A 17160-nucleotide genomic window follows, 5' to 3' on the forward strand; every position below is an offset into this window, starting at 1 on the left:
GGGTCATATACCATGCCATTTTTTTTAACACAGTGAAATCCTTCAGGATATAAAAAGCAATGAATGGAATCAAAGCAATCAGGACGATGAAATCAATCATCTTCATTGCATACTCCATCGCCATTTCAGGTATACCCTTCAGCCAACCTTCGAAAAGGGTGACACCCTCTTCGAATCTTTCATGAATTCCGAACGGCCAGGCCGCCGTTTGATGATTGAGCTTATCAATCCTGCCCCGGTACTGTTCAACCAGTTCCGGCACGCTTTCCGACAGCTCGCGAACCTGGCTGACGATCATTGGAATACCTTTATAAACAGCAAAGCCGATCCCTCCGAAAAACAACAAATAGATGATCGTAATCGAAAGCCAGCGGCGCATCCCTTTCTCATTTAAATATTCCACTACAGGGTGCAGCAAGTAACTGATGAACGCACCAATCAAAAAAGGCAGCAGTACCGTCACGCATACAGTAACGGCAGGTCCCCACATGGGTTTGAGTTTCATAAAAATATAGATAACGAAAAATAAGAGCAATAAAAAACCCAGGCGATAAAACCATTTTAAACGAATACTCACAATAAACACCTCCCGCTTATTTATTCTTCGAAAGGCGGAAGGTTTTCATACATAAAAAAGAGTGCCCTCATTAATTCAGGACACCCATTCCTGCTATAATAATGATTTTAATCTTTTGCGTATTTTCTTCATGTTCCGTTTGATCATCTTCGAGTTCATCAAGTCCGAACCCATATTCATTAGAGTATTGCGTGAACGTCTAGCCATTTGCAAACACCTCTTCCGTTAATTACATACTGAAGCGGCGGTCATTTTCCTCAAACAAATCGTCCAATGAGCTTAAACTTCCATCTTCCTCGACCTGATGCGTATTAATAAGCCCTTCGGATAGGGTCATTTCAATAAAGCAATTCCAACAATAATATTGATTTACACCAATCTTCCCGACATCTTTACTGCGGCAATTCGGACATTTAATTTCCAAAATGGACACCTCACTGTTCATAAACTGAAACAATGATGGTATCCTTCCCTAATGCAGGCGGCTGTTTTGATTCTATCACTGTCGACTCAGAGAAAAATCCATCCGTTGTTTCATACGCTATAATCGTGCCCATTTTCTCCTTGAAATATACATCCTGCAGTAAACCAAGTTCTTCACCCATTTCTGAAAAAAGCATGCGTCCCAATAACTCGTCCTTCGATAGGCAAATGGAATCCGCAGGCACTTTACTTAAGGTAGAATCTTGTTGCCTGATCACGATCCCATCCGGACCGAATGAAGAAATACCGTCAAGTTCCAAATGAAAAGCTCTTTTGAACAATGCTTGTTGATGAACGACCAACCCCGTTACTTGTCCCATTTCAGAAATTGATAAATCGTGGACCGTGCCGATTCTTTCTCCTTTGATCGTAAAAACCGGCATTCCTTTCAATAAAGAAAACGTCCGCAAGGTCATCCCGCCTTTCCGAACATTTTTATTATCTCTTTCCTGCTGAAAATAGATGTGCTGAAAGGTTTTCCATTGTTGGTCCAACTTCCATATTATAAATACAGGGAACAGACATAAAAAAAGGCTGTTTCCGCATACTTTGTTGGTTATTCACCAAGTAATGCGGTGTGGTTGATTTCCCCTCCATTGCTCGCTTTCCGCGGGGCGGGCGGTGCTCCCGCAGGAGTCTCGCACTTCCGCTCCAATCAACCTTTAATCGTTTCGTTTTAAAAACAACAATCTTTACGAAAAGAGCATAAAAAAAGACCGGTTTCCCGGTCAGACCCACTGCTTTACCATCCTCTGCTGGAACCTCCGCCACCGGAACTTCCTCCTCCGCCGCCCCGTGGACCGCCGCTTCCGCCTCCACGGCCCCCGCCTCCGCGACTGATGAATATCAAAAGGATATTGATTAGCGTTTGAAGGAAAAATCCTTTAAAGAACTTGGCATCGAGGATGAATACGATGATGACAACGATGATAATCAGGAAAATCTGTAAACCTGATGGCTGAAAGTTTTCTGACTCAGGCTGAACGGAAAGATCTTGATAAAACTCGTCACCCAGGTTGTATTCTTTCGTGACATCGTTATAAACGGCCTTATAGGTTTCCGTCAGGGCCACATCATATTTACCCTCTTTCAGCGCAGGGATAGCCACATCGTCCAAAATCTGTCCAGATTTTATATCGGTAATGGCCCCCTCCAAACCGTACCCCACCTCAATACGGATTTTCTGTTCTTCCATGGCCAGCACAATGAGGACTCCATTGTTCAGCTCGGCATCCCCAAGCTTGAATGATCTCAATGCCTCGACCGAGTACTCCTCGATCTCGGATCCTTCCATCGAATCAACCGTCAAAACGGAAATTTGTGCTTTTGTGGCATCATCCAATCTTTTCCCTAGTTCGATGAGTTCGGATTTTTCCTGTTCACTCAGGACTCCGGCAAAGTCCTGAACATAAATATCCCCAATTGGTTCAGGAATGTTAGGTTGTGCTGCGGCCACGTTTGCTAAACTGAACGTGAGTATGAAGAATAGCGCAAACACAGCGAGTTTTTTCATTATTTATCGCTCCCGAAATCAACCTTTGGCGTTTCTTTTTCTTGATCGGTCACTTCAAAATATGGTTTGGCATCGAACCCGAACGCCCCTGCCATCACATTCTTCGGAAAGCGTTTAATCATTTTATTATAGTTGGTAACTTCATCATTATAGTCTTTTCGGGCAACAGTCAGCCGATTTTCCGTTCCTTCCAAACTATCCATGAGACCCTTGAAGTTCTCATTGGCCTTTAAATCCGGATAGTTCTCGACAACCACCAAAAGCCGGCTCAAGGCCCCGCTTAATTGTTGGTCGGCTGCAATCGCATCTTCAGTCGAATTGGCACCCGCCAGCTTCGAGCGTGCATCGCTCACCGCTTTAATGGCTTCCGTTTCATGCGAAGCATAACCCTTCACCGTTTCCACAAGATTCGGAATCAAATCCGCTCTCCGTTTTAATTGGTTATCCACCTGTGACCATTTATTGTCGACGTCTTCACTGGCACTTACAAGGCCGTTGTACGAAGATGCACCAAAAATGACCAGTAAAACGACAACGACTATTCCTATTATCCAACCTTTTTTCATCCAATCCCCCCTACTCTTTCACAAAAAAGTTATATTCTATAGTTCCACCAAAACTATGAATTTTAAACAAAATTCATCAAATAGAACCAGCTACATAAAATCATATGGCGTGACATTCTCCATCCCGATCATCGGATCAGCATGCATGAGAATATCAAGATAACTTGATTGTTGATGTATCTCTTCCCTTTCCGCCGGAATTTCTCCTTCACTCAAAATCTCTTGCAGCTTTTCACGCAAAGTCGTTTTCCGGCGCATCTCATCATTACGCTCGATCCCTAAACGGAATGCATCTTCTTCACCACAAAGGATCAAGAAATTTTTACTGCGGGTAATCGCCGTATACAATAAATTACGGCGGAGCATCCGATAATAACTTTTCACTACAGGTAAAATGACAATGGGGAATTCGCTTCCCTGCGATTTATGGATGGAGCAGCAATAGGCATGTGTAATCTGGTTCAAGTCCTGTTTCGTGTAAGTGACTTCGATGCCTTCGAACGATATGATTACTTTATCGACATGATCGGTATTTTCTTTAGCGAACAAGATGGACACGATTTCACCCATATCGCCATTAAAGACTCCCTCCTCCGGCTGGTTCACCAGTTGAAGCACCTTATCTCCCGTTCTGTATATCACATCTCCGAATTTTATTTCCCGCCGCTTCTCATTCGCATTGCTATTGAACACTTCCTGAAGCATTTTATTCAGGGCATCAATCCCTGCAGGCCCTCTATACATGGGAGCCAGCACCTGTATATCCTTGGCCGTGAAGCCTTTCGTCCTCGCATTGGCAACCACCTTCTCGATTACTTGGGGGATTTGACCAGTTTGGCAGCGAATGAACGATCGATCTTCTTGCTGTTTCGTGACATCATCCGGAAGCCTTCCTTTTTTGATTTCATGGGCCAATTCAATGATCGATGAGCCATCAGCTTGACGATAAATATGTTCCAGACTGACAGTCGGTACACAATTCGATGCAAGCAAATCCTTTAAAACCTGCCCAGGTCCAACAGATGGCAGCTGATCTTCATCACCAACCAATATCACTTGGACATTTTCCGGCAGAGCTTTAAACAATTGATGGGCCAGCCACGTATCCACCATGGAAACCTCATCGATGATCACGATACGGCCATCCAGCTGATTATCCTCATCATGGGAAAAGCCTTCGCTCCCGTTCCACCCCAGCAAACGGTGAATCGTAACAGCGGGGAGCCCGGTCGATTCGGCCATTCGTTTCGCTGCACGGCCAGTAGGGGCCGCAAGTACGAATGGAAATGGATCGCTTCCTTCTTTTTTATAATCGTTAATGTCCATGGATACACCATGCAGCTCTGCATATAGCTCAACGATGCCTTTGATGACTGTCGTCTTACCGGTACCAGGTCCGCCCGTCAAAATTAACATGGGTGATTGCAGGGCTGTTTGGATCGCTTCCTTTTGGGCCGGTGCATAAGATACATCCAGCCGTTCTTCCAGCTCCCCAAGTGCCAGCAAGAACTCCGATTCCGGGAACTGGTCCTCATACTCGGTTTGAGCAAGCAGCCTCTTGATATTCATCACGATTCCCTTTTCCGAATAGAATAGCGAAGGCGGATAAATCCGTTGATCCTCGACAACTATTTTCCCCTCTTGCGTCAATTCGATTATTTCCGAGGAAATGTTCGTGAACTCAATACGATCCTGTTTATTTTCCTCCAGAAGACGTTTGACAGCCTCCAATAGCTGCTCGGCTTCTATGTAGATATTTCCGTCCTGGAGGCATTGTGATTCAAGCGTATACAAACACGCAGCCTTGATTCGATCGGGATGGCTGCCGGAAATGCCCAGCTGATGCCCAAGCTCATCCGCCCTTCCAAAGCCAATCCCTTCAATATCCTCAACAAGCTTATACGGATTTCCCTGAACCATCGTGATCGTATCCTGCTTATACATTTGATATATTTTCATCGACAGCTGCGGACCGAAGCCATATTGATTCAGGGCAATCATCACCTGCTCCAGCCCTTGATGCTCGACCAATGTATCATAGAGCCCCTTTGCTTTTTCCCCGGATAGCTTCGGGATGTCATCAAGTAGCGAAGGCTGAGCCAGAATTTTTGAAATTGCCTTTTCACCCAGTGTCTCAACAATGCTTTCAGCTGTTTTTTTCCCGATGCCCTTGAAAAGGTCACCGGATAAATAGCTGACGATCCCTTCCTTGGATTGAGGCAGATCCTTGCGAAAATGCTCTACATGGTATTGAAGGCCAAAACGCGGATGTTCCTTCATGGCCCCATAAAAAATATAGATCTCATCCTCATGCATCCTTGGAAAATACCCTGTTACGACCGCTTCCTTCTCTTCATAATTCAGATTCGTTTCATGCACGCGAATTCTTACAACCGAGTACATGTTTTCTTCATTATGAAAGATCGTCACTAAATGACTTCCTTTCATGAACATTTTCTCTTCTGAAAACAAATCCAACGAATCTTGCTGGCTCAACGCTTCTCCCCACCTTTCCATGCATATGCCGTTTATTTACTCAGCATTCATTTCTTCCATCAGTTTCTTTCCGTGCGCAGCAAGCATATGGTCTGGCTGTGCTTCCAAAGCCTTATCAAAATAACCCATCGCCGCTTGCGCATCCTCACGGTACCCTGCAAACGCAACGCCTAAATTATAATAAGCATCCGCATGGCCCGGATCCTGTTCCACAATTAAATTCAGTTGATTGATCAATTCATCATACAATTCCGCATTGGCAAGACAAAGCGCATATTGGAATCTCGCATCAACGTCCTCAGGGCTCAGCTCCACCGTCCTCTGTAAATAAGGCATTGCCAATTTCGGTTGATCTAACGCCATCAAGGTCAATCCAAGCATGAAGTAGGCATCGCTGTTATCCAGTCCCAAACGGATTGCCTTTTCAAACATATCCTTCGCTTCGACCAGTTTAGAATCTGATTCATAATATAAGTTCCCTAATGAATAGTAAGCCGCTGCTGCATTTTCATCCAGCTCAATCGCCTTTTTGTAAAACTTGACCGCTTTATCCGTTTCACCCACGGCAGTCAATACATTCCCAAAGTTTATGTAGGCAACAGGCTCATTCGGATTTTCCTCGATCGCCTCATTAAAAACTTTCGCCGCTTCTTCGTATTTCCCTTGCTGCATAAATTCAATTCCTTGTTGATTCTTATCCATATCCATTCACACTCCATTTTTATATTAAAAAGTATAGCATAAGCCAGTGGTCGAATTCAGGCGGTACACCCGCAATCCAAAAGAAGTCCCCAACCGCAAACACAGCTGGGGACATGCTTATTTTACCCTACGTAAGTCAGTTTTTCACCTTTTTTAAATACTTCATCAATCGTACCGCCGCCAAGGCACACTTCACCATCATAGAATACGACTGCTTGTCCAGGTGTGATCGCGCGGACTGGCTCGTCAAAGATGACTTCGACATCACCATTTTCCAATACCTTCACCTTAACCCCGCTATCCACTTGACGGTACCTGAACTTTGCCGTACATGTAAATTCACCAGCCGGTATATGTTCCGCTACCCAGCTGACATTCACTGCACGAAGGGAATTCGAATACAGCACATCATTATCAAATCCTTGACACACATATAAAACATTGCGCTTCAAGTCTTTTCCCGCAACAAACCAAGGTTCGCCGCTGCCGCCAATCCCCAGACCGTGGCGCTGACCGATGGTGTAATACATCAAACCATCATGCTTGCCCATCACCTTGCCATCCATCGTGACCATATCACCGGGCTGAGCTGGGAGGTAATTGCTTAAAAACTCTTTGAAATTGCGTTCACCGATAAAACAGATCCCGGTGGAATCTTTTTTCGTTGCCGTGGCAAGGCCTGCTTCCTTCGCAATTTCACGGACTTCCTTCTTATCAATGTGCCCAAGCGGGAACATGACTTTTTCCAGCTGTTCTTGAGTAAGCTGGTTCAAGAAGTACGTTTGATCTTTATTATTATCAACACCGCGAAGCATTTTGTATTCGCCATCCCGGTATTCAACCTGTGCGTAATGACCTGTAGCCACATAATCGGCACCAAGGCTTACGGCATGTTCAAGGAAGGCCTTGAACTTGATTTCCTTATTGCACATTACATCCGGATTCGGGGTACGGCCCGCTTTATACTCATCCAAGAAATAAGTGAAAACTTTATCCCAATACTGCTTTTCGAAATTGACCGCATAATAAGGGATGCCGATTTGATTACAAACGGCAATTACATCATTGTAATCTTCCGTTGCCGTACAAACTCCGTTTTCATCTGTATCATCCCAGTTCTTCATGAAAATCCCGACCACATCATAGCCTTGATTCTTCAATAGCAGGGCTGACACAGAAGAATCCACGCCTCCTGACATACCCACGACGACGCGGGTGTCCTGTGGTGCTTTTCTCATTCTGTCACCTCATTTATTTAAAGCGGGAATTATCTTCCCACTAATCTATTAACGATTTTCACGGTGGTTTCAGCCGCCTGCCTTACTTCCTCTTCCGTATTGTTCAGACCGAAGCTGAAACGAATCGAATTCTTCGTCCGCTCCGAATCCTTCCCGAACATCGCCACAAGCACATGCGACGGATCGATTGACCCAGCAGTACAAGCGGATCCGCTCGATACAGCAACACCTGCCAAGTCCATATTGACGAGCATCGATTCCACATTCGTACCCGGAAAACTGACATTCAGCAAATGCGGCAGCGACTGTTCCATAGATCCGTTAATTTCATATTGTACATCCGCCTCAGCAAAGACGGCAAGCAATACGTCTTTAAATCGCTTGTATTGCTCCTTTTTCTTTTCCATCATGCTTTGTGCAATTGAAACAGCTTCTGAAAAACCGGCAATTGCCGGCACACTTTCCGTACCAGCACGGCGCTTGCGTTCTTGTTCACCGCCATATAATTGCGGATTCAGCTTCAAGCCTTCACGCATATAAAGAAAACCGATTCCTTTGGGACCGTTGATTTTATGCGCGGATACACTCAGCAAATCCACACCCAACTCGCGAACGTCGATAGAGATCAAACCATATGCCTGAACCGCATCCGTATGGAAAATGGCTTGATGCCACTTAAGCAGCTGTCCGATTTCAGCAATCGGCTGGATCGTTCCAACCTCATTATTGCCGAACATGACCGAAACCAAAATCGTGTCGTCCCGCAATGCCGCCCTTAAATCGGCAATTGAAATAAGCCCCGCTTCATTCACAGGTAAATACGTGACCTCAAAGCCAGACTTCTCAAGGTATTGGCATGTATGCAAAACCGCATGATGCTCGATCTCCGTCGTAATGATGTGCTTCCCTTTTTCTTTATAGGCATTCGCAACACCTATGATCGCCGTATTATCAGCCTCGGTTCCACCGCTCGTGAAAATGATTTCATTCCGCCCCGCACCGATGCTAGCCGCAACACTCGAACGTGCCTCATCCAAAACATGGCGCGCCTCCCGCCCGAAAGCATGAATGCTCGATGGATTTCCGAAGTCATGGCTCATGACTGTCATCATCCTATCGATCACCTTCGGATGCATCGGTGAAGTCGCAGCATGATCTAAGTATATTCTGTCCACTTTTTTGTCGCCTCCATTAAAAAACGCAAGCGCCTACATAATAGGCGCATTGCTAATCAATTAAATATAGTACATATAAGAATCGATTTCACCCGTATCCTTGTAGCTCGCCAAATCCATAAGCGTCGTATTATCCAATACATCCTTCACTGCATCGCGGATCCTGATCCAAAGCTGGCGCTTAACCGGCTCCTCATCCTCAATTCCTTCAACAGGGGTAATCGGCCCTTCCAATACACGAATGACATCACCCGAAGTAATCTCCTGAGGATCTTTGGACAGGACATACCCGCCATACGCACCGCGGACACTCTTCACCAACCCCGCATTACGAAGCGGTGCAATCAATTGCTCTAAATAATGCTCCGAAAGATTATGCGTCTGGGCAATCGATTTCAAACTCTTCGGTCCTTCTCCATAATGTTTAGCAAGCTCGATCATGATCGTCAAACCATAACGGCCTTTAGTAGATATCTTCATACATATACACCTCAAATTATTTATCCGTTTCTAAATTCTTTTGAAATTATAGCATATTCCCGCCGGAAATGCATTCACCCGCCCTCCATTTGTCAAATTATCCTAATTGGAGAGGTAGGATAAATGAAAGAAAAGAATGGAATGCTTTCAAAAATTGAATTAAATAACAAATATAACGAAAACGATTATCGAATTTATTGCCGTTGGTCACATTCCTTATATCCCTAAGCCGCTAGAGAATGATAGAATTCCGATTACCGCCTCCGAACCGAAGTATTCTGCATTTTCCCTGGAGCGGCAATCAAGAAAGCGGATTTTCCGTACCTATTTGGACATTTCCCTTGTTGCTCACATTTCAGCACTTCATGACTTTCTATACCTTTTTAAACCTACCATTACAAACCAGCCCATACCGGCCAGACTAAAGGCAGAGTTTATCTATTAAATTCCCTCATAGAAGGATAGGTCTCGATTTATCACCTTACAGCACAAATTAAATCCCCAAAGGAACTGCCATAATCGAATTCGCCTTCTTTTACAGCATAATCAGAGCATTTCCCCCATCAGTTGTGATACCTTATATAAAAAGGAGAGGTGCGCAATGAATATAAAACCGCTTGCTTTCCGGATGCGGCCTCGGTCGATTGATGAGATCATCGGTCAGGAGCATCTGGTCGGTGAAGGAAAAATTATCGCGAGGATGGTGAAAGCCAAACAGCTTTCATCCATGATCCTGTATGGTCCGCCGGGAATTGGCAAGACATCGATTGCAAGTGCGATTGCCGGAAGCACGAAGTTTGCTTTCCGGACGCTGAACGCGGTGACCAATAATAAAAAGGATATGGAAATCGTCGCAGCGGAGGCTAAGATGTCCGGAAAAGTGATTCTGCTGCTCGATGAGGTTCATCGACTCGATAAGGCGAAACAGGACTTCCTATTGCCTTATCTCGAAAACGGGATGATCACCTTGATCGGTGCAACAACCAGCAATCCCTATCATGCCATCAATCCGGCCATCAGAAGCCGGTGCCAGATTTTCGAGCTCAAATCATTGGATACCAATGATATAACCAAAGCCCTGGAACGGGCACTTCATGATGAAGAGCGGGGGCTTGGTGCGTATAAAACCGATGTCAGCCTTGATGCCCTTACCCATTTCGCGACCGCTTCGAACGGAGATGTCCGCAGTGCACTTAACGCTCTTGAGCTCGCCGTCATTTCCACCGAACCCGATGAATCCGGAACCATTCATATAGATCTGCAAATTGCCGAGGAATGCATGCAGAAAAAAAGCTTCTCACATGACAAGGATGGAGATGCCCATTATGATGTACTGTCGGCTTTCCAAAAATCAATTCGCGGCAGTGATGTGAATGCAGCCCTTCATTATTTGGGGCGCTTGGTCGAAGCCGGTGATCTTGTCAGCATCGCCCGCCGCTTGGTAGTCATCGCTTACGAGGACATAGCTCTTGCCAATCCGCAGGCTGGTCCCAGGGCCCTCGCTGCAGTCGAAGCCGCTGAACGACTCGGTTTTCCCGAAGCCCGGATTCCACTTGCCAACTCAGTGATCGAGTTATGCCTATCACCTAAATCAAACACGGCCATTGTCGCAATTGATGCAGCGCTTTCCGACATACGCAGCGGCCATAGTGGAGATGTACCAAATCATCTTAAGGATGCCCATTACAAAGGGGCCACAGATCTCGGACGAGGCATCGACTACCTTTATCCCCATAACTACGAGAATGGCTGGGTGAAGCAACAATACTTACCGGACAAACTGCGCAGCAAAAAATATTACAAACCGAAAAAGAGCGGAAAATTTGAACAAGCCCTTGCCTCGGTCTACGAAAATATCGAGAAGAAAAAATAACTCCGGATCACTTCAGATCTGGAGTTTTTTTGTGAAAAATGAAAACTTTTAACATGCCTTTTGACAAAAGCCTCCTCCCCTTGAACATTCACCATCAATGATGCCAACTTTCGCTGAAAAGTGTACAGCTACATTCGATTTCGGCACAGTCAAGATTTCTCCTTTTCGAACATCATTTCGAAACTTCCTTCTATTAAAATCCCGACTAGATGAATAATTCCGGAGAATTCCAGATAGATTGACCAATAAATTTGGAGGCCATAAAAAACAACCTATATCCAAACAGTAAGCCATTGTGTCCAAATCATCCACAAGCAGTATGTACAACTGTCAGCCAAACGCTCCGGCCAGACCTTTAACTCTTAGGCTAAATTCCCTTTGAATCGCCTAGCTTCGCCAATCCTTCCCGGAAATTAGTTCGCAATCTGTTAAGGTTTCATCAGCACGATATGTCAATTACCGCTGCTAACGGCATGTCCCTTTCCATAAGAAGGCACAACAACTTCTAGTTGCTGTACCTGTGTAGTCAATCTTCTTTATAAATACCCTTCGAAGCTTTAATCATATTTTCCAGCCACATTTTCTTAAATACATTCACACGGCGAGGACGGCTATCCTCCTCTTCCTCTGTTGAATTTTCAATTTCCTCTGCGGCCTCAGGAAGGATTTCATTTGAATTCCCTTCATCTGATGAACTTTCCGTTGAACTGCTTTCATCTGATGAGCTTTCCGTTGATTCACTCTCGTTCGATGAACTCTCCGTTGATTCGCTCTCGTATGATGAGCTTTCCGTTGATTCACTTTCGTACGCTGAACTTTCCATTGAATATTCCATTTATTCTTAGCCTCCAATATATTTTATCCTCAGGGATATCCATATTCATATCTAATAGGAACTTGGCTTATTACCCACTTTAAAGTAATCTTCTAATTTAAATATTTATTAAATCCGATTAGCTTTCCGTCGATTCATCCTCGTCCGCTGATCTCTCCGTTGATTCATCCTCATCCGCTGATCTCTCCGTTGATTCACCCTCATACGAAGAGCTTTCCGTTGATTCACTCTCGTACGAAGAGCTTTCCGCTGATTCACTCTCGTATGAAGAGCTTTCCGTTGATTCACTTTCGTATGCTGAACTTTCCGTTAAATATTCCATTTATTCTTTAGCCTCCAATATTCATTATTCTTTAGGGATATCCGTACTGCATATATATGCGCCTTCTTTCTAATAGGGACTTTCCTAATCACCCATTTTAAAGTAACACTCCATCCGTTTTGCAAAATTCAGAAAGTCCATTTTAACTGGTCAAATTCATTAGATTGAAAAACTTCTCTCCTTGCAAACAAAAAAATAACCTCGGAATCTTTTCCGAAGCCACATTATTATTTTTCCTTCATATTAGCTATGAATGTCCCTTAAGCCAACCGAACACCGATTTCCCGCTACTTTCGTGAAGAAGGCCCTCTACATTTCCCTTTGCGATGATCTCGCCATCCTTAATCAGAATGTCTTCATCAAGGATGTTCTCATGATAACCATTTGCCTAACAAAATCGTGTAAGACAGCAAGCTTCGTACAATCGCCTCCCGGACCATAGCGCCCAACCCTGAGAATGGTTCGTCCGATCATACGACCGGTGCGCCAGCACTAATACAGGCTTCCCCCGATTTCCTCAACTTGGCTTTAGACAAGCTACATCGACGAACCACTAAAATCCGGTACAGCCCAAATATCATCACTACAGTGACACAAAAAGCCGCTGAATCCTTTCGAGTTCATGAAACACTCCCCATAAAAACATCATTAACATAGTAATTACAACCTACCGCCGTCACAATATTTTACGTCCAAACAACATTGCTGCTTCCTGGAAATTGTAAATCCACAATCTTCCCTTCATAATCTAAACAAATCAAAGAGAATATAATAAATGGCTGTAAGATCCAAATTATAAAAAGACTTGCCATCTCTAAATATCTGAATGTAAACAAAAAATAAACACTAGGCCAAATTACACAACATGCAACGAAAAAAATGTAGATTTCTCAATCGGTCACTGCATTAAACTTTTAATGAATCTAAATTCCTACCCCCTCAGATTTGTTCTAATCACTAGTAAACAACACACCAAAATATGGTAAAGGTATTATAAAATAGTAAATTATACTATTCTTTTATTATGAAATTAAATATAATAGATGAAGTGGTTACAAAATGAGGAAGGAAGTAAAATATGAGACATGAAAAAAAGAAGAAAAAGAAACGGACATGGCTGAAGGTAGTCGGGATAATTGTCCTACTATTCGTCTTAGCTGGGGGAGCTTTTGCCTACTCCGTATGGAATCATCTGACAAAAACCGTTGACACGATGCATACACCAATAGATCGTACCACTGATAAGCGAACGAAAGACCTTGCACTATCAGATCAGGAGCCATTCTCTATGCTCATGCTTGGTGTCGATGAACGTGATGGCGACAAAGGCCGTTCAGATACAATGATCGTCTTGACAGTCAATCCACAAAAGAAATCGGTCAAAATGCTAAGCATTCCGCGTGATACACGGACCGAGATCGTCGGTCATGGTACACAGGATAAAATCAACCATGCATTTGCCTTCGGCGGCGCGAAAATGTCCATGGATACCGTTGAAAACTTCCTTGATATCCCAATCGACTATTATATGAAGATCAATATGGAAGGCTTCAAGGATATCGTTGACGCAGTCGGCGGCGTGACCGTTCAGAACGATTTGGACTTCACCTCCGATGGCATTCATTTTGCAAAAGGAACGCAGAACCTTAACGGGAAAGAAGCTCTTGCCTATTCAAGAATGAGACATGATGATCCAAGTGGTGATTTTGGCCGACAATCCAGACAACGTGCCATCATCGAAGCGGTCATCAAGGAAGGCGCAACCCTTTCCTCCCTGACGAAATACGATGAAGTCTTCGATGCACTCGGTAATAATATCCAGACTAATTTGACGTTTGATGACATGATGGACATCCAAAAGAACTACAGGGATGCAAGCAAAAGCATTACCCAATCATCCATAAACGGCAACGGAACGAAAATCGACGGAATCTACTATTATATTGTGTCGGATGAAGAAAAAGAAAAGGTTCAATCCGAATTAAAAGAACAATTATCCATTAAATAAGAAAAAATGAAAGAGCTGTCCGGACCCGCATCCTGACAGCTTTTTCATTTTCCCCGTCCAATATTCTGACAAAAAACGAACACCAATTGTAGAGATTTGTTGGAATTTTTGTTGTTTATTAGGCATTAAAAGACGGTATAATCTAATATGAGCTGAATATTCCATCTCCCCTTGCCCCTTTCATCACTAGACACAATTATTCTTTGGACCTGGAATTCCACAACCAACTTTCATCAACTATCATAAATAAACAAAAAACAAAAGGAGTGTATTTAAATGAAAATCAAAGCAGGCAGCTGGGCTATGCTAAGCACACAGGACAAAATGTTCATTCTGAAAGCCATCAGTGATCGTTCAAGAATGAAATATGTTTCATGAGAAGTAAATCCAATCGGCATTTCATGAGAGCATTGCCTCTCCCTTTTCAATAAAACGAACTTGAGCCTGAAAAAGGAGAGGAATCTATTCAAACTGATAATCCCATAACAAACGCCATTCGCCTTTTTCTTTGACGACATAGCAATTTTGTTCCAAAGTAAACATTCCATAGCGAGAATTGAAGACCTGTGTAACTGGAACTTCATAGGCCGTTTTATGCAGCCTTCCACTCTTATCCAACTTCCAGTTCTTCACTTTCTTAGAACGGCCTACATCATACTGAAAGGACTCCACATCCATATGCTGTAAAAATACATGAGACCGATTTTGCACATAATCTGCCCGATTCGGAAACCGATGCTTCATTTCAGAACTTAACAAGTCCCAGGACTTCCCGAACTCCGCTTCACTTTCATACTCATAAAAATCTTCAACCACGCTTTTTGATCCGCTCGGAAAAAGAAAAATGATACACACTCCTGCAATTAAAACCACGAGAGTAGCCGTCAATACTCCTATTGAAATCTTACTTTGTCTCATCACCCTCATCACCCTCACAGGTTATCTTTCATTTATATATATAAATGAAAACCATAAAAAAGAAGCATGTTGTAAGACATGCTCCTTAATTAAAATTATTAGAACTGAGTTCTTCAGATTCGATGACGCATTCTCCATCGATACAAGAAAAGAAAACAGAAGATTCCTAGCAAACCGCCAAACGTGTCCAGCATGATATCCTGCCACAAGGGAGTTCGGCCACCGGTTAGTTTTTGATGAAGTTCGTCCGCACCCGCATAAAAAAGGACACTTATAAGAGCGCCTGAAAACGAAAGAACAGGATTCTTAACAAAATGGCCCCAAACACGATACGTCAATAATCCAAACACAAAAAAGATAAAAAGATGGGCACCCTTCCGAAGGAAAAACTCCAGAAAGCCATTTACTCCAGCTATTTGGGCACTCACCTCAACCCCTCCATACATAAATGAGATGCCACTTAGCTTATCATACCAATATGGCGTATTGAACTGCGCTAAAAAAGGGGTGATGCTTTGCTCCTCATATGTCTGCGAGGAAAAAAAGAAGATGACCATCGCCCATAAAACGAGCAAAATGGGGAAGAGGTATTTATGGATCATATTCTTTCAGGTTCCTCAATGATCCCACTTAATTTCTCCTTAATCTCCTCCACCATTTCATTCACAGTAACATCTTGTCCAGACTCACCTTTTGCAAAAGTGTCTTTTAAAATATCAAAAAAATCCATTTCAAATTTCCACTCCACCATTTCATAAGTTGTCCCCAATCTTTTTTTCAAAAGAAGGAATATAGCTCTTTTATTATAGTAGAGAATGGCAAGCTGAATCTACTATAATACAGAAAAATCACAGAAAATTAACATTTTCTAAAATATTCAGTAGGAATGAATACCACTAGCCAATATGTACAGATAAAAAAACAAAAAAGGACCGATTCCTCAGCCCCTTCGATACCCAAAATTATGATTGCCCCATAAAATAAGTCATTACTGAAATCAAAACTAAAATAATAGTAATATAAGTCCCAATAAAAATTCTCTTACTTCTCTGTTTCTTTTCATATACTTCCTCGAACGTAATGAATTTGTTTTTTGTCATCAAATAATCTCCTTTTACTCTGATGGCAGCTATCTGGCATCTTCTTTTGCGAAGTCCTCGGCTTAATCTCTATAGTGTAGTATCGGCACATTATCAAATACATTTAAGTATTATTAACTATTTTTTATAGGTTATATTTCTTAAATTTGCAGAAGGTTGCGACTAACGAATTATGTACAATAACTAAATTCTATGATAACAAAATCCTGCCTTGGCATCATTTTAATTAAGCACTTACTTAATAAAATTCATGATTATTTTTATCCAACCTAAGAATGACAGCCATAACGGTACACTGAATAAAGTTCCCCATATTAATCCCTTCATAAAAGCATTAAGTCCATCCATAATAAAAATACCTCTCTATTAGGTTTTATTTTTATTATTGTTCCCATACTCTTTATTCTAGATACCTTTACGGAAATTTCCTTTAATGAAAACAAAAAAAGAAGACTGTATAACAGCCTCCTCTAAAGTACATATTGCTTACCAAATGATATAATGTTTTTCTCTTGATCCATTTTCTACGATAAAATCCTTCACATCTTCAATGGACAAGCCTGAATTTTTCGCCTCTAGCATTAAAGAAACCCATTCTTCAAATTCATTGTTTGCTTCCATGACAAATCCCACCCAACTTGTGGTAACACAGCTGTCTTAGCAAAGCCTTAGACCTGTAATTTTGCGTCCCTATTTTTCAATAGGTTTGCCTTTCTCAAGAATATTTAACATTATGGTTTTCCATTTAGTATTATGGCACAAAATATACGATTCTATCTTTTACGAAGTCGAATACCCTATGACATTTTCCGCTAAGTCTTTATTACTACATTCACTTTAATTATACTTAAGAATCTGACGGTTAATTAAAATA

General features: G+C 42.7%; 19 protein-coding genes and 1 riboswitch. Of the genes, 2 read left to right on the forward strand and 17 right to left on the reverse strand.

All coding sequences use genetic code 11. The features are described 5' to 3' along the window. The 11 genes from ACFVSH_RS15265 to cymR all read right to left on the reverse strand — a co-directional run. On the reverse strand, positions 1–577 hold a 577-nt coding region (locus ACFVSH_RS15265; protein ID WP_387706687.1), incomplete at its 3' end, for an AI-2E family transporter. A 229-nt stretch (positions 578–806) separates the two neighbouring features. Next, on the reverse strand, positions 807–1022 hold the full coding sequence (locus tag ACFVSH_RS15270; protein WP_063233024.1) for a hypothetical protein: 216 nt from the start codon (positions 1020–1022) through the stop codon (positions 807–809). Then, positions 1012–1470, reverse strand: coding sequence for a PRC-barrel domain-containing protein (locus ACFVSH_RS15275; protein WP_387598150.1), 459 nt, complete (start codon positions 1468–1470; stop codon positions 1012–1014). Before ACFVSH_RS15275 ends, ACFVSH_RS15270 begins: the two co-directional genes overlap by 11 nt. Positions 1471–1498: 28 nt before the next feature. Beyond that, positions 1499–1831 (reverse strand): hypothetical protein, encoded by a 333-nt coding sequence (locus ACFVSH_RS15280; RefSeq protein WP_387706689.1) that lies wholly within the window; start codon positions 1829–1831, stop codon positions 1499–1501. Then, complete coding sequence (locus ACFVSH_RS15285) at positions 1803–2573, reverse strand: TPM domain-containing protein (protein ID WP_260284769.1); 771 nt, start codon at positions 2571–2573, stop codon at positions 1803–1805. Before ACFVSH_RS15285 ends, ACFVSH_RS15280 begins: the two co-directional genes overlap by 29 nt. Further along, on the reverse strand, positions 2573–3139 hold the full coding sequence (locus ACFVSH_RS15290) for a LemA family protein (protein WP_141992124.1): 567 nt from the start codon (positions 3137–3139) through the stop codon (positions 2573–2575). Before ACFVSH_RS15290 ends, ACFVSH_RS15285 begins: the two co-directional genes overlap by 1 nt. A gap of 90 nt (positions 3140–3229) precedes the next feature. Next, the gene (gene recD2, locus ACFVSH_RS15295) at positions 3230–5635 is read right to left on the reverse strand and encodes an SF1B family DNA helicase RecD2 (RefSeq protein WP_387706691.1); all 2406 of its coding nucleotides are present in this window, start codon (positions 5633–5635) and stop codon (positions 3230–3232) included. A 36-nt stretch (positions 5636–5671) separates the two neighbouring features. Beyond that, the gene (locus ACFVSH_RS15300; protein ID WP_387706693.1) at positions 5672–6337 is read right to left on the reverse strand and encodes a tetratricopeptide repeat protein; all 666 of its coding nucleotides are present in this window, start codon (positions 6335–6337) and stop codon (positions 5672–5674) included. Between the two features lie 122 nt (positions 6338–6459). Next, on the reverse strand, positions 6460–7575 hold the full coding sequence (mnmA, locus tag ACFVSH_RS15305; protein WP_387706695.1) for a tRNA 2-thiouridine(34) synthase MnmA: 1116 nt from the start codon (positions 7573–7575) through the stop codon (positions 6460–6462). A 29-nt stretch (positions 7576–7604) separates the two neighbouring features. Beyond that, a complete protein-coding gene (locus tag ACFVSH_RS15310; protein ID WP_387706697.1) occupies positions 7605–8750 on the reverse strand; it encodes a cysteine desulfurase family protein in 1146 nt (381 codons plus the stop codon). Positions 8751–8810: 60 nt separating this feature from the next. After that, positions 8811–9230: a cysteine metabolism transcriptional regulator CymR gene (cymR, locus tag ACFVSH_RS15315; protein ID WP_034308657.1), complete on the reverse strand. Its 420-nt coding sequence runs from the start codon at positions 9228–9230 to the stop codon at positions 8811–8813. 601 nt (positions 9231–9831) lie between these two features. Here cymR and ACFVSH_RS15320 point away from each other — a divergent pair. Continuing rightward, positions 9832–11103, forward strand: coding sequence for a replication-associated recombination protein A (locus ACFVSH_RS15320; RefSeq protein WP_387598165.1), 1272 nt, complete (start codon positions 9832–9834; stop codon positions 11101–11103). 526 nt (positions 11104–11629) lie between these two features. Here ACFVSH_RS15320 and ACFVSH_RS15325 read toward each other — a convergent pair. Beyond that, positions 11630–11938 (reverse strand): hypothetical protein, encoded by a 309-nt coding sequence (locus ACFVSH_RS15325; RefSeq protein WP_387598167.1) that lies wholly within the window; start codon positions 11936–11938, stop codon positions 11630–11632. 118 nt (positions 11939–12056) lie between these two features. Then, the gene (locus ACFVSH_RS15330; RefSeq protein ID WP_387598170.1) at positions 12057–12260 is read right to left on the reverse strand and encodes a hypothetical protein; all 204 of its coding nucleotides are present in this window, start codon (positions 12258–12260) and stop codon (positions 12057–12059) included. A gap of 1078 nt (positions 12261–13338) precedes the next feature. On the opposite strand from ACFVSH_RS15330, the gene tagU reads away from it, so the two are divergent. Beyond that, positions 13339–14268 (forward strand): polyisoprenyl-teichoic acid--peptidoglycan teichoic acid transferase TagU, encoded by a 930-nt coding sequence (tagU, locus tag ACFVSH_RS15335; RefSeq protein ID WP_387706699.1) that lies wholly within the window; start codon positions 13339–13341, stop codon positions 14266–14268. Positions 14269–14730: 462 nt separating this feature from the next. Here tagU and ACFVSH_RS15340 read toward each other — a convergent pair whose 3' ends face one another. The 4 genes from ACFVSH_RS15340 to ACFVSH_RS15355 form a co-directional block, all read right to left on the reverse strand. After that, positions 14731–15186: a hypothetical protein gene (locus ACFVSH_RS15340; protein ID WP_387598176.1), complete on the reverse strand. Its 456-nt coding sequence runs from the start codon at positions 15184–15186 to the stop codon at positions 14731–14733. Positions 15187–15299: 113 nt separating this feature from the next. After that, the gene (locus ACFVSH_RS15345) at positions 15300–15788 is read right to left on the reverse strand and encodes a VanZ family protein (protein WP_387706701.1); all 489 of its coding nucleotides are present in this window, start codon (positions 15786–15788) and stop codon (positions 15300–15302) included. Further along, on the reverse strand, positions 15785–15967 hold the full coding sequence (locus tag ACFVSH_RS15350; protein WP_387706703.1) for a YwzD family small protein: 183 nt from the start codon (positions 15965–15967) through the stop codon (positions 15785–15787). Before ACFVSH_RS15350 ends, ACFVSH_RS15345 begins: the two co-directional genes overlap by 4 nt. A gap of 805 nt (positions 15968–16772) precedes the next feature. Beyond that, complete coding sequence (locus ACFVSH_RS15355) at positions 16773–16907, reverse strand: anti-repressor SinI family protein (protein WP_260284785.1); 135 nt, start codon at positions 16905–16907, stop codon at positions 16773–16775. 18 nt (positions 16908–16925) lie between these two features. Continuing rightward, positions 16926–17007, reverse strand: a riboswitch (cyclic di-GMP riboswitch). Positions 17008–17160 lie beyond the last annotated feature (153 nt).

Origin of the sequence: Peribacillus sp. NPDC058002, from assembly GCF_042886655.1 — a bacterium.
Classification (GTDB): Bacteria; Bacillota; Bacilli; order Bacillales; family DSM-1321; genus Peribacillus; species Peribacillus aracenensis.